This is a genomic window from Fluctibacter corallii, from assembly GCF_025751585.1.
Lineage (GTDB): Bacteria > Pseudomonadota > Gammaproteobacteria > Enterobacterales > Alteromonadaceae > Fluctibacter_A > Fluctibacter_A corallii.
The window spans coordinates 274,289-288,766 of record NZ_JAOWKX010000004.1; the positions used below are offsets into that span (position 1 = coordinate 274,289).

12 protein-coding genes are annotated in these 14,478 nt (G+C 43.7%); 3 read left to right on the forward strand and 9 right to left on the reverse strand.

Annotated elements, in window-relative coordinates; genetic code table 11:
* The first annotated feature begins 96 nt into the window (after nt 1–96).
* Nucleotides 97–375 carry a hypothetical protein gene (locus tag OE749_RS09520; protein ID WP_263712214.1) on the forward strand — a complete coding sequence of 93 codons (279 nt, stop codon included), beginning with the start codon at nt 97–99 and terminating at the stop codon, nt 373–375.
* Nucleotides 376–453: 78 nt separating this feature from the next.
* Entirely contained in the window at nt 454–774 is a 321-nt protein-coding gene (locus tag OE749_RS09525) for a hypothetical protein (protein WP_263712215.1), read from the forward strand.
* Between the two features lie 26 nt (nt 775–800).
* Here the strand turns inward: OE749_RS09525 and ppx are convergent, their stop codons facing one another.
* The 4 genes from ppx to OE749_RS09545 form a co-directional block, all read right to left on the reverse strand.
* Complete coding sequence (ppx, locus tag OE749_RS09530; RefSeq protein WP_263712216.1) at nt 801–2,330, reverse strand: exopolyphosphatase; 1,530 nt, start codon at nt 2,328–2,330, stop codon at nt 801–803.
* Between the two features lie 215 nt (nt 2,331–2,545).
* On the reverse strand, nt 2,546–4,612 hold the full coding sequence (ppk1, locus tag OE749_RS09535) for a polyphosphate kinase 1 (RefSeq protein ID WP_263712217.1): 2,067 nt from the start codon (nt 4,610–4,612) through the stop codon (nt 2,546–2,548).
* 89 nt (nt 4,613–4,701) lie between these two features.
* Entirely contained in the window at nt 4,702–5,208 is a 507-nt protein-coding gene (locus OE749_RS09540) for a glycine cleavage system protein R (RefSeq protein ID WP_263712218.1), read from the reverse strand.
* Nucleotides 5,209–5,466: 258 nt separating this feature from the next.
* Nucleotides 5,467–6,381 carry a porin gene (locus tag OE749_RS09545; RefSeq protein ID WP_263712219.1) on the reverse strand — a complete coding sequence of 305 codons (915 nt, stop codon included), beginning with the start codon at nt 6,379–6,381 and terminating at the stop codon, nt 5,467–5,469.
* Nucleotides 6,382–6,840: 459 nt separating this feature from the next.
* Here OE749_RS09545 and OE749_RS09550 point away from each other — a divergent pair, with 459 nt between their 5' ends.
* Complete coding sequence (locus OE749_RS09550; RefSeq protein WP_263712220.1) at nt 6,841–8,724, forward strand: methyl-accepting chemotaxis protein; 1,884 nt, start codon at nt 6,841–6,843, stop codon at nt 8,722–8,724.
* 140 nt (nt 8,725–8,864) lie between these two features.
* Here the strand turns inward: OE749_RS09550 and phoU are convergent, their stop codons facing one another.
* The 5 genes from phoU to OE749_RS09575 form a co-directional block, all read right to left on the reverse strand.
* On the reverse strand, nt 8,865–9,581 hold the full coding sequence (phoU, locus tag OE749_RS09555) for a phosphate signaling complex protein PhoU (RefSeq protein WP_263712221.1): 717 nt from the start codon (nt 9,579–9,581) through the stop codon (nt 8,865–8,867).
* A gap of 10 nt (nt 9,582–9,591) precedes the next feature.
* Nucleotides 9,592–10,338, reverse strand: coding sequence for a phosphate ABC transporter ATP-binding protein PstB (gene pstB / locus OE749_RS09560; RefSeq protein ID WP_263712339.1), 747 nt, complete (start codon nt 10,336–10,338; stop codon nt 9,592–9,594).
* A gap of 136 nt (nt 10,339–10,474) precedes the next feature.
* Nucleotides 10,475–11,773 (reverse strand): phosphate ABC transporter permease PstA, encoded by a 1,299-nt coding sequence (gene pstA, locus OE749_RS09565; protein WP_404828162.1) that lies wholly within the window; start codon nt 11,771–11,773, stop codon nt 10,475–10,477.
* 21 nt (nt 11,774–11,794) lie between these two features.
* Nucleotides 11,795–13,183, reverse strand: coding sequence for a phosphate ABC transporter permease subunit PstC (gene pstC, locus OE749_RS09570; RefSeq protein ID WP_404828158.1), 1,389 nt, complete (start codon nt 13,181–13,183; stop codon nt 11,795–11,797).
* A gap of 154 nt (nt 13,184–13,337) precedes the next feature.
* Nucleotides 13,338–14,420, reverse strand: coding sequence for a PstS family phosphate ABC transporter substrate-binding protein (locus OE749_RS09575; protein ID WP_263712224.1), 1,083 nt, complete (start codon nt 14,418–14,420; stop codon nt 13,338–13,340).
* Between the last annotated feature and the right edge of the window lie 58 nt (nt 14,421–14,478).

The window sequence follows — 14,478 nt, forward strand, 5'->3', positions numbered from 1 at the left end:
TCCATCGTAGTTATCGTCATAGCCAGAACCTAGAGGAGGGGCCAGGATAGTATACTTACCTTTATTTTTGGTCAATATTTTTATCGAGGTGTGAGCGTGAATAAGGAAATAGCGTCAGTAGTTAAGGAATTCTATGCAAGGTTTTTCAGAGTTGATGCAATTTTGCTATTCGGCTCCCATCAGGAAAAGGCTCGGTTTGATATAGATGTTTTAGTTTTGACAAATGGAAAGGTGTTTAGACGAGATGTACTCATGTTTGGGGAAACCCCGCTAGATGTGACTGCCATAGATGTTAACTCATTGAAGCGGTTTATGCAGAATAAAACTCGCGAATGGTTGATGATTGTAAATACCGGCACTGTAATTTTAGACTGAAAAGAAATCGTAGCTGAGCTAAAACGCGATAGTGAAGTATTAATTCAACAAGGTGCTGCAGAAATTTCAGAGCCGGGTTTGAGGGCTTATTTATTTAGATGCCAGTCTTATATATCAAAGATTGAACGTGCTACTAATGAATTAGAGCAACAATTTTTAAAGGCAGAGTTATTAAAAATCGCTGTCGATTTAGTTTACAAAGTTAACCGTTTTTGGTTTGATGACAGGCTAGAAAAGTTGCTTTCTCAGGCGTTAGATTGTGGGCTTCTTCTCTCAGAGGATGAATATAAGCAAACAGACACTTTTTTAACGGTAGTGAATGAAAAAGTTAGAGGCATTCAGTTAGAGTATTCGGTTGAAATGCAAGGAAATATGAAACAGCGAACCTTTGGAATGTGACCCTACTTTTGATAGCCTTGTACGCGTTACCCTTCTTTTACCACAATGCCCACTGCGGTTATTTGTTCCATTTCTCGTTGTAAGTCAGCAGAGAAAATCGGTTTGGTGTCTAACCAACCCTCTGGAAATGTGAGGGTGAGTGTATCTTTCTTGGCGGATGCGATGATGTCTGGGAGTAAGTCATCTTGTCGCTTGATATTTAACAATACGCCGATGCGCAACATTGCTATAAGTTTTGCAACACATTCAAAGGTGTAGTGGGTAAACTCAGGAATATCGGCGCTTCGTATTTTTTTACGATGAAAGCGCACCAGAATCGATAAAAGGGCCTGCTGCTCTTGATTAAATCCAGGCATGTCGACATTCTGGATGATGTATCCTGAGTGTCTTTGCACGCCTTGTGAGTTGATTTGCAAGCCAATTTCGTGCAAAAGCGCTGCCCAGCCAAGCATACTGCGATGCTCTTTCGTATTAATGTCCCACGCTTTAGCGCATTGGTCAAAGATTGACATGGTGGTTTTTAATACGCGGTTGGCCTGCGCGGTGTCTACATCATATCGAGTCGCCAAACTCTCTGCCGTGCGAACGCGAATATCTGGGCGAGAGAGTTGCTCTTCCATTTCATATATCACCCCTTCGCGCAGTGCGGCTGGTGAGTATTCTAGTGACGTTATCTCTAAACTCTTAAATGCCGCTGTCAGAATAGCGATACCTGCTGCCAGCACGCCACGGCGATCTTCACTGAGTGCTTCAAACTCAAGTTTATCGCTGTGACCAGCGTCACAGCAGACTTTAATCAGATTTTGTAAGTCTTTGTAGGTGACCTTTAAATCAAGTGGGTTGTCTTTAAGTTCTTGAACCAGAATGGTGATAATTTTGGCCGTGCCTGATGTTGCAATGCAAGATTGCCAACCGACAGCGCGATATTTTTCGTCAATTAATTCAAGCTCTTGTTGTGCTGCTGTGATGGCTTTATCAAATGCTTTTTTCTTAATTTCACCCTGTTTGAAAAAACGTTTGGTGTAACTGACACAGCCCATTTGCAAGCTTCTTAACAACTTAGTTTCTAGGCTTTCACCGATGATAAACTCGGTAGACCCACCACCAATATCAATGACTAAACGCTTGCCGCTAACATGGCTAGTATGGGCAACACCGTTATAGATTAAGCGCGCTTCTTCAGTGCCAGAAATGATTTCGATAGGGTACGGTAATATGTCGCGCGCGGCCTTGATAAACACTTTGGCATTCTTAGCTTTACGTAAGGTGTAGGTGGCAACAATGCGAACGGAATCGGGTTCAAAACCGGATATACTGTCTGCAATAATTTTGAGGGTCGCCAAACCGCGCTCAATGGCTTCATCTGACAAAATACCATTTTCGTCTAACCCTTCTGCTAGGCGAACGCGCTGTTTTACTTTATGTAAAATTTGTACTGACCCAGCAACAATACGGGCCACCACAAGGTGGAAACTATTTGAACCTATATCGAGCGCCGCCACTTTGGTGGTGTGGCGTGGTTCAAGATTTTCTAAAACAGATTCTGGGTTGGGCATCAATCGCCGTCACTCTTTTATTCGCAACCAAATTGGCAGTGATAAAAACGCGGTATCACGAATCTTGTGTTTTATCTGCACGGGTGCAGATAATATTTACACATGTTTGCCCAAAATCTCGGTTAGCATATTGAATTTACAACAATATTTATAATACGAAACCTCTGCGATTATGCCAGAGATTTCGTCATTTAAATTTTTAAGGGAATGATATTTTAGTGGTCTTTTGCTTTTAAATAGTTATAGGTTTCTATTTGCGAGCGGAGTTTTCGGCGGTTGCCGCGGCGTACATATTTGTTTTGCTGATCTTTGTCGATAACCCGCGCTTTGATGGTGTCTTTAAATTGGATATTCAAGATATCAACGATTTGTTGTTGCAGATCTTCATCATATACCGGGCAACCTACTTCTATGCGGTTATCCATATTGCGTGTCATCCAATCGGCAGAAGAGATAAACACCCGTTTTTTATCGGCATTTTCAAATACCATCACACGTGGATGTTCTAAGAAACGATCAACGACACTGATGATGGTTATGTTTTCGCTTAAGCCTTTTATGCCAGGACGAAGAGAGCACATTCCTCGCACAATGGCTTTCACTTTAACGCCGCTCTGGCTGGCTCGGTAAAGATCATCAATGAGCTCTTTATCGACAAGATTGTTCACCTTCAAAGTGATGCCAGAAGGCAGTCCGCTGTTGGCGTTTTGAATTTCTTGGCGCACTAGGGCCTGAATTTTCGTGCGCGAATTAAGTGGAGACACTTGCAGGTGCTGAAACTTCGTACGCCGATAGGGTTGTTGTATCAAATCAAAAACTTGAATGGCTTCTTCTGCCAATTCTTGATTGCGGGTAAATAAGCTAAAGTCGGTGTAAATTTTGGCGGTTTTCTCGTTAAAGTTACCAGTGCCGAAATGGGCGTAGTGAATAAGCTCTCCTCGCTCTTCGCGGCTCACTACACATAGCTTGCTGTGAATTTTAAATGATGGGCTACCCAGAACCACACGAATACCGGCTTCGGTCATCCGTTTAGACCATTCAATGTTATTGGCTTCGTCAAAGCGGGCGCGCAGCTCAACGACAACGGTCACGGTTTTGCCATTATCAACGGCATCAATCAAAGAACTAATAATTCGCGATTTAGATGCCACTCGATAAATATTCAGGCGTATATGGCGCACTTTCGGGTCAAACGCGGCTTGTCTAACAAATTCTGTGAAGTGTAAAAACCGATGATATGGATAATACAGTAAGACGTCTTTTGCTTTAATGGCGTCAAATATGGTGTCGTGTTCAGCAAAGATTTTACGGCTAATGGCTGGCAATAGCGGACTTTCTAAGTATGCTCTACCGACATTGGGAAACCCAATAAAGTCTTTAAAATTGCGGTAGTGGCCGCCTGCAGTTAGGCTATCAAGCGACGAAATTTTAAGTCGTTTTCGTAGATTTTTCACCATTTCTATTGGCATATCAGCGTCGTAACTGACTCTGACTGGCTCAGAATTGAGGCGCTGTTTCACACTTTCAGACATCTTGTCTACGAAACTTTCATCAATTTCGTCATTGATGTGATATTCCGCGTCTCGCGTCATCTTAAAACTGAAAGCTTCGAGCTTATCAAATGCCACAAAGCCTCTAAAAATCTGCTCCAAACACAGCTTAATAATGTCATCTAAAATGATGATGTGCTTTTTCTTACGGCTTTTTTCTGGTGGGATCACCACAAAGCGAGAAATTGCTTCTGAGGGAACTTCTATGGTGGCGTACTTAGTTGCAACATCTTTTTTATAAATAGCGACATAGAGATACGTAGATTCGCCATTTAATCGTGACACTAAATCAACTTTTTTATGCAGCAAAATAGGGGCGATATGGCGAAGTATTTTATTTTGGAAGTAATCCCTTAGCCACTCAGACTGATATGGCGTGACGTCTTTACTGTCTAGAAGGTGAATGTTGTAGCGAGCAAGGCCTTTCACGACGTCTTCGAAGATTCGATCGAATTCACCGGTCATCGACTTGACCTTGTCTTGTATTCGCTCCATCAGCAGTTTCATCTGTTCGGCTGCGTCGATATTGCCTTCATTCATATGAATAATGATGAGGCGTTTTACGTCGGCAACCCGAACGCGGAAGTATTCGTCTAAGTTGTTTGAATAAATCCCTAAAAAACGAATGCGCTCAACAATGGGATTATTTTTGTCTGCGGCTTCTTGCAATACCCTTTCATTGAAGGATAACCAACTGAGTTCTTTTGGATAATATAGCTCTGTGTCTGACATGCATGTACCGCGAATAAATCTATTGGAGAAAACTACAACCCTCTATGTTGCCATGTTTCTATGACAGAAAAATGACGTAACACGTTGCTTTATCTACGAATTTCTATGTCGACGACAAGGTCGTTAGCAATGTCTTCAAGTGCATCGGTTAACGCGTCTAGATCGAAGCCTCGTGGTACGGCGACTTTCGCTTGCGCTTTAAATAAGGTTCCGCCCCAATTGGGTGCAGGTTCGCATGAAGAGTCAAACTTAATAATATTTATATTAAATTGATGCAACACAGAAGTAAGTTCTTGAACAATGCCTGTTTTGTCATTTCCCATTACATCCACCAGCACCACTTTTTCATTCTCTGGTGTATTCGCTTCGCCCGGAACCAAGTGAATGCGTAAATCTGGATGCGCTTCAAAAGCGTCGAGAAGTGCTTGATGATGCTCTTCTGGCACATCGACGTGCACAAATCCAGCAAGGTGTCCGGCCATGTGCGAAAAATTACTGCCAGTCCAGTTGCCTTTTAGTGCGTAAACGGTTTTCGCTAAAGAATCGATTAATCCGGGTTTATCTTTACCAACGAGCGTAAAAATCATAGGTTTCATGCTAGTGCGACCTCCTGTAACTGTGCATAGCAAATAGAATGGAGCCAAAAATACATAGCGTGAATGCGCGTGTCACCGCCTGCGCTTAGTATTGATGGCAATATAGTAACAATAAGTACTAATGAATGACTTTAAAAGGTAGGAAGTGAAAATTTTTTTAGCTACGTTTGGGGAAGGGGGGATAGGGAAAAAACAACAGAGTAAAACAACCTAATAACGTAGAGGGCTCGACAAGCCCTCTACGCGGAAAATGAGACATTACATCGAAAATTTATGCTCTATGCCGACAGCAAACCATGAGCTGTCTTCACTTTCTTCAATAGAACGGTCGGTGTACCAAATATAAGCTTTGGTGTCGCTGCCTAATTTATAGTCTGCACCCACTGAAATGCTCTCATTGTCTTCTAATTCCTGAAATTGCGCTTTCAACTTCCACTTAGCAATTGCATACTGTGCGCTAACGGTAAAACCTGAGTCGCTAGAATCAGAGTCGACTTTCTCTTGTTTGTGCGCAATTGCGCCTAGTGTCCAGTCGCCCAGTTTGGTTTGAACGATTGCGCGTTGGGTGTCATAGCCGTTTACTTCGCTGTCAATGGCAAGGGCCGCAAATATACGTGATTTTTTCAGCTTCTTATCGCCATAAAACACCGTGGCTGAAATGCCATCATCAGCATCTACCTCATCTTCTGCGATGTAAGTAAACCCAGCTCTAACCCCACCAAATGAAGGACTTTCATAAGAGACGGAGTCACTCATTCTATTTTCGCCTTTCCACAAGCCTTTTAAGTCAGCTTCGTAGTCATTGAATAAATCAACAGGCTTACTGACCTCTTTAAGTACAGTGTCTTTGCGGCCAAGGAGTATTTTGCCAAAGTCACCTTTTAAACCAATGTATTGGTTACGGGATTTTAGGTTATCAGAATCTGATACATCGGCTAGATCCACTTGCCATTCAAATAGGTATAACACTTCCAGTCCGTTGTCTAATGCCATATCTCCTTTAATGCCCGCGCGTGACGCGTTGCTTTTTAGTTCTGTGAAACTGCCTTCGCCTTCATCTGAAGATTGAGCCGAAATGTTTGCCTTGCCATAAACGGTAATGGGATCCGCCATGACCGAAGAGGCAAATGAACCAGCAATTAACAGTAAAGATAGATTTTTAGTCAAAGTCATAGTGTGTCTTCTTTGTTAGAGCTACCTGAGTGATGAGCACGATATGTCACTATAGTTACAGTTTTGTGACAAAACGTCATTTAATTCATAAAAATGACATAAAAAATTCAATGAAATGTCATTGGGTTATCATGAATTTTCTTATGTGCTCTGCTGTTTAGCATCCGTGACAAAACACCGATCTCCTGACCGCATTGCCAAAAGTGTAGCCTACATCTAGAAAATTGAGTAATCAGAGCAAGTTAAGGGAATTGATGTCGCGCAAAGCGACATGGTTGAGAACGTGCATAATGGTAAAATACGGTGCTGCATTAGTAAGGTAGTTTGCTGAAAACACTCATATATCTGACTGAAATGCCGATATTTTTGTATCTAATCGAATACGTTGACTATATTTGTTTAGGTGCAGGTTATGGGCGAATATCATCGCCAGTTATCAGACATTGGGGAGAGTAATGCATGTCGATATTCCAGAAGTTAACAGTCAGACGTCGTTTAATTGTTAATGCGGTTGTTGTAGGGATTGGTTTTCTGATTCTCATAGGGCTCTCAATGTTTGAGATTAACAATCAAACCAAAATTGGATTGGCACTTCGCGATCTAGAATCAATTAGCACACAGGTTTTTATTCTCAGAAGAAACGAAAAAGATTTTTTGATGCGTAAAGACCTGAAGTATGCGGAAGACCACGATAAGAATTACGCAAAGCTCAAAGTGCACATTGAGGCACTACGCCAGTTTTTTGATGACACAGGAATAGAAACTGCCCCCTTTTCTGCCCTCGGACAACGCGTAGATGAATACCACGAGGCATTTTCTCGCTTAGTGGAGCTACAAAAAGAAATTGGTTTACACCCGAAGGATGGTCTTTACGGCGGGTTGCGTGCAGCAGTGCATTCGGTAGAAGAAGCATTGAAATCACAAAGTGACTACAAATTGCTTGCCGCAATGCTACAGCTGCGTAGAAATGAAAAAGACTTTATGCTGCGCGAAGATATGAAGTATTTAGACCGATTTAATGGTAACGTAGAAGCATTTCGACAAGCTGTATTGGATGCGGGCTATGCACCCGATTTAACACAGCAACTCGGTGATGCCATCGATTCCTATCAGCGCCAATTCAGGGCGTTAGTGGAAAAGCAACAGCAGCTAGGGCTGACGCCTGAAATGGGCGTGTTAGGTGAGATGCGCCAAGCTATTCATAACACTGAAACCAGTTTGGATGCATTAGATAAACTCGGTAGGGAGAGTTTAGAAGCACAAAAAACCAAAACGCTTATATTTCAAATCGTTTTATTCATTTTAATTTTCTCAGTGGTCATGGTGCTGGTGATGCTTACCGCTGCCAGTATAGTCAAACCGCTAGTAAAAATGCGCTCCATTGTGCATAAAAGCCGAGAAAATAATGACCTCACGTTGCGCACGCAAATTCAAGGAAAGGACGAAATTGCTTCATTGAGCGAATTCGTAGATTCTTTACTAGATGCGTTCCAAAGTTTAATTAAAGACGTGCATACGGCATCAATTACCCTAGACAGAGCCACAGAAAATCTGTCAGAAAATGTACAGCTAACCAGTTCCAGTATGTTAAGGCAGCAGGCTGAAAGTGACATGGTGGCTACCGCAGCGAATGAAATGGAAGCGAGCATTGCTGAAGTTGCCAATAATACGACAGCAATGGCTGAGCGGGCTGAATCTACCAACAACGATACCATCGCTCGTAAGAAGGAAATTGATGAAAGCGTGCGTCAAATCAATGTGCTGTCAAGCAAGCTCAATAGTGTCACTGATGTGGTTAATCAGCTTGAAGTAGATAGCCAAACCATAGGATCGGTGCTGGATGTGATTCGTGGTATTGCAGAGCAGACTAACTTACTCGCCTTGAATGCAGCCATTGAAGCAGCCAGAGCCGGAGAGCAAGGCCGAGGGTTTGCTGTGGTGGCCGACGAAGTGCGTAATCTGGCGATGCGAACGCAAGAATCCACCCGAGAAATTGAAAGCATTATTTCTACGCTGCAAGAACGCACGAGTTCCATCGTTTCTGAAATGCAAGAATGCCAAAAGCAAGGCGAAGACAGTGCCAAGCAGGTGGCCAACGCCAGTGCCTCTTTGGCTGAGACAACGAACAATATCAGAGCCATTATGGAAATGACCACGCAAGTTGCCGAGGCGATTCGACAACAGAATATGGTCACATCAGAAGTGAATGAAAATGTACTGAAAATTCGTGATATCACAACAGAAGTCAGTGAAAGTGCAGGTAAAAATGCCCAAGACAGTGCTTCTGTTAAAGAGCAGGCGAAAATACTCAGTAAAGTGGTGCGTAAGTTTAAAACGGCTTAAGTGCCTTTAGGTGATTGCCGTTTTACCATGAAAGCGGCGTTAAATTGTCGAATCAAGGTAGATGATAAAATAGAAATCCCGGCGTTTGAGCCGGGATTCTTGTGTTTGAACTCACGCGCATGACGCGCAGCCACAATCTGTTAGCGCTTATTTAACTGCCTTTCCATCTCTTTAATACTAGAGTGGCGGACATCCAGCCCTTTGACTAAAAAGATAACATGTTCGGCAATATTGCGCGCATGGTCGCCAATACGCTCAAGTGAACGCAACGTCCACAAAATATTCATGGAGCGCGAGATGGAACGCGGATCTTCCATCATATAGGTGACCAATTCACGCATGGCTGACTTATATTCACGGTCAACTTGCTTATCGGCCTTAGCTACGTCCAGTGCTTTTTCTACGTCAAAGCGTGCGAAGGCATCTAGTACTTGTTGCATCATGCGTTGAACGAGGGCGCCCATATGGCGCGCTTCTTCATAACCTGTTAGGCCGTCAGCACTTTCATGTAACGCCAATGCCATTTTGGCAATTTTATGGGCTTCGTCGCCAATACGCTCCAAGTCGCGGGTCATTTTGGTGACGGTAAGCACCAAACGCAAATCAGATGCTGCGGGTTGTCGGCAAGCCAGTACATTGGTACAGGCTTCGTCTAACGCAACTTCACGTAGATCAATATCGTCTTCAACCTTGATTACACGTTCAGCAATATCGCTGTCGCCGTGTTCAATCGCACTCACTGCATCGATGATTTGTTGCTCAACCAGGCCACCCATTTCTAGCGCCTGACTTTTCAGTTCTTCTAAATCAACATCAAACTGATGACTAATGTGTTTTTCTAAGTGTAATTTATCCACTCAACACTCCTTACCCAAAACGGCCCGTAATATACGCTTCCGTTAATTCATGCTCTGGGTTTGTGAAAACCCGTTTTGTATCATTCACTTCCACAAGCTTGCCCATATGGAAATATGCTGTTCTGTGAGAGACACGAGCCGCTTGTTGCATAGAGTGTGTGACAATAGCAATTGTAAATTTTTGACTTAATTCTGCAATCAATTCTTCTATTTTAGCAGTTGCAATCGGATCTAGCGCGGAACAAGGCTCATCCATCAAAATCACTTCTGGGCTAACGGCAATCGTACGTGCAATACACAAACGTTGTTGCTGACCACCTGATAGTCCGGTTCCTGGCGAGTGAAGCCTGTCTTTTACTTCATCCCAAAGACTAGCGCGGCGCAGGCTTGACTCAACAATTTCGTCAAGGTCGTACTTACGGTTGACCAAGCCATGAATGCGCGGTCCATATGCGACATTGTCGTAAATAGATTTTGGAAATGGATTCGGCTTCTGGAATACCATGCCAACACGTGCACGAAGTGGCACGACATCTTGTTTAGGGTGGTAGATATCTAGCTCTTCTAGTTTAATGTCACCCGTTACCTTACAGGATTCGATGGTGTCATTCATGCGATTAAGGCAACGCAAAAATGTCGACTTACCACATCCAGATGGGCCAATCATCGCTACCACTTCATTTTTACCAATATCGAGGCTCACGTCGTGAATGGCTTGCTTTGTATCATAAAATACATTGACGTTACGCATCGACATTTTGGCGTCATCACATAACGGTGTTCCAACAGTTTGTCCGCTAAACGCATTCTCTTCGATATTCGTCGCGACATTGTCTGTCGGTTCATTCATCGTATTGTCTTTCATCACTGCTTCCACAATTACTCTCCAACGTTTACCAACGACGCTCAAGTCGTTTACGTAGCCATATCGCTAACGTGTTCATTGAAATTAGAAATGCCAACAACACCATAATAGCTGCTGACGTTCTTTCAACGAACGCGCGCTCAGGGCTGTCAGACCATAAAAAGATTTGTACCGGAAGGGCGGTAGCTGGATCAGCCACGCCACCCGGAATATCTACAATAAAAGCCACCATACCAATCATCAACAGTGGGGCAGTTTCGCCTAGTGCCTGCGCAAAACCGATAATTGCACCCGTTAACATACCCGGCATGGCAAGCGGTAATACATGATGTAACACCATCTGCATTTTTGACGCCCCAAGCCCAAGTGCTGCGTCTCGGATTGAAGGGGGAACCGCTTTAATTGCAGCCCGACTAGAAATAATAATAGTCGGAAGTGTCATAAGCGACAGCACCAATCCACCGACTAACGGAATTGAACGGTGCATTTCAAAAAAGCCGATAAAAATTGCCAGACCTAACAAGCCAAAAATAATCGAAGGAACGGCAGCTAAGTTATTAATGTTAACTTCAATAAAGTCCGTTAAGCGATTGCGAGGGGCGTATTCTTCTAGGTAAACGGCCGCAGCAACCCCAATAGGGAATGACAGCACTATGGTTACAATTAAGGTGAACAATGAGCCCATGACTGCACCAAGAATACCGGCTTGCTCTGGCTCACGTGAGTCGCCTGACGTGAAGAATGTCGTGTTGAAATTTAGCGCGAGCTGATCATTTTCCATTAACGATTCAACCCACGCGATTTGCTTATCAGACATACGCCCAGTAAATGCGTCTTCAGGGTTGTCGCCACGGCTTTTCACGTAAGTGTCGATATCGTCATCTGCCACTAACCAGACACCTACTGTTTTGCCAAGTAGCGATGGATCGTCTATTAGCATTTCGCGTAGTGAAAAGCCTGCGCCATTGCTAACTAGCGAGTACAGTGTGCGTTTGTCGCGTCGACCTGATACATCAGGAAAGCGCTCGCGTAGCGCAGCTTTAATGATGCCCTGATAGTCAGCGGCCATTAGCTGAGCAGAATTTGACACATCGTCAATATCAAGACGATCTGAGTCGAATGTGACCTCCAGATACACCTCGGTTTGCAAGAAGGCGCTGTGACCTTTGCTGATAATGTCAGTAAACAATATTACCAAGCAGGCTAAGCCAAATAAAATCGCGGCAATACCATATGCTTTGAAGCGCTTTTCTGCGCGGTATCGCGCTTTAAGGCTGCGATTCACTAAATCGATAGCGTTTAAATTTTCAGATGATTCTTTCACAATGATACTTCTTCTTAATTTATGCTATTCATATTGCTCACGGTATTTCTTAACAACCATGAGTGCGATGTAATTTAATGCCAATGTAATCGTAAAGAGCACCAGTCCTAATGCAAACGCTGAGAGGGTTTTCGGGCTGTTGAACTCTTGGTCACCCACAAGCAAGGTCACGATTTGAACGGTAACGGTTGTGACTGACTCGGTAGGATTGAGGGTCAGGTTTGCAGCTAAGCCTGCAGCCATAACTACAATCATTGTCTCGCCGATAGCGCGTGAAACTGCGAGCAGCACCCCACCGACGATGCCCGGCAATGCAGCAGGGATCACAACTTGTTTAATGGTTTCTGATTTCGTTGCGCCCAAACCTAGTGAGCCATCGCGCAAAGATTGAGGCACGGCATTGATTACGTCGTCTGACAATGACGATACGAACGGAATGATCATGATGCCCATGACTAAACCCGCAGCAAGGGCACTTTCAGATGACACATCTAAACCAAACAACCCGCCTGATTCTTTAATAAATGGCGCAACGGTTAACGCGGCAAAGAAGCCATAAACAACGGTAGGAATACCAGCCAGCACTTCTAATAACGGCTTTACAGTGGTTCTGACTTTCGGGCGAGCATACTCAGATAAATAAATTGCAGCCATTAATCCAGCTGGGACCGCAATTGTCATCGCGATAGCTGAAATTAACATGGTTCCCACGAAAAGGGGCACTGCACCAAATGCACCTGAGCCACCCACCTGATCTTCTCGGATAGCCATTTGCGGGCTCCATTCCAATCCGAATAAAAATTCGTGAATAGGCACGCTTTGAAAGAAGCGAATGGACTCAAACAATACAGACAATACAATGCCTGCCGTTGTAAAAATGGCAATTGATGCACACAACAGTAGGATGTTCGTGAAGGCTTTTTCGACTTTGATACGCGCCTTCATTTTCGGCGAAATCTTCAGCCATACCAACACCATCAAAATCATGGCTGTGCTTAAACATACTACGGTCAAAGCCATATTGCTGGTTTGTTGAAGTGCAATGAGTCGATTGGCAGAGTTAATTACATAGGGCTCAGCGTCCAAGCCCATGGCGTTATTCGCCGCGATATTGGTAATCAGACTCAATACCAAATTAAGCTCAGTTTCAGGCAGGGCTTTTACCTGCTCAGGAAGTTCTTGCGTAATGATATGGGCGATCGCGTAATCATCGACTACGCTCCACAGTGCAACGAGGACAAGACAAGGGATGCCGCTCCACATTGCCATGAGTGTACCGTAATAAACAGGTAGAGAGTTGAGCGCCTTGGGCCCTCCTAAATCACTTGCAATTGCCAAAGAGCGCGCACGCCCTATAACGAAAGCAATTGCCATCAGTACAAAGGCTGATGTGATTAACATTGACGTATCCATATAACCTCTAGGAACCTATTTGTAATGGAAGTTGGATGCTTTGAAGGAGTACTAATTGCATTTTTGCTCCTCTTTAAGCGTTAAAAAGCCAGCTCACAAAGAGCCGGCATTTCAATAGTATGGGCATAGATTGCCCAATAAATTGAGACTACATTTATAGCGTTTTTTGTTCCGCAACTGTTGTGGCAATTTCATCACGCTTTTCTTCATTTAGCGGAATCATGCCTTTCTCAGTTAGGTAGCCTTCTTCACCGAATGCTTTTTCACTGGTGAATTCTGCAAGGTATTCACTGATGCCAGGGATTACACCGATATGTGCCTTTTTCACGTAGAAGTAAAGGGGGCGAGACACCGGATAAGAGCCATCTGAAATCGTGTCAAATGTTGGATCTTGACCGTCAATCGATGCCCCTTGAATTTGATCGATGTTTTGGTCTAGGAAACTGAATCCAAAGATGCCTAGTGCGTTCTTATTGGCATTTAGCTTCTGTACGATCAAATTGTCGTTTTCACCGGCTTCAATATACGGGCCGTCTTCACGAACCGTGTGACAAATAGACTTATAACGGTTCTTAAGTTGTTTCGCTTTTGCCTTATCACCCGCTTTGTCTGCGGCTTTAGATTGGTTTTTCAAATCACCAATCCAGTCAAATTTCTTACATCCACCCTCTAAAGCAAGCTCTGCGAAGGCATCACGCGTACCCGACGTTGGAGGTGGACCTAGCACTTCGATTGCACGGTTTGGCAATGCTGGGTTAACGTCTTTCCATGTTTTATATGGGTTCGCAACAAGGGTATTTGAGCCATCTGGGTTTGGCACTTCTTTAGCCAGTGCAAGGAACAAGTCTTTACGAGTGAGTTCCATTTTATCCACGCTGGCAGCGTTTCCGATGACAATACCATCGAAACCAATTAGCACTTCAATAATGTCTTTAACGCCATTTTCGGCACACATGCTGACTTCTGATTCTTTAATGCGTCTTGATGCATTTGTGATGTCAGGAAATTGAATACCTACGCCTTGGCAGAATAATTTTAAGCCACCACCAGAACCGGTTGATTCGACTTTAGGGGTTTTAAACGGGGTAGACTTGCCGAAACGTTCTGCCACTACGGTTGAAAACGGATACACCGTAGAAGAACCTACTACGTTAATGTAGTCTCGTGCTGCATGTGCAACACCAGAAGTCAGTGCGTAGGTCATAGTCAACGCGGCTAAAATCATAGGCTTTTTCATAAATTTCCCAATTTCATTTCATAACGATGAGTAGAAAGTGCGCACAGTATATGTAAGT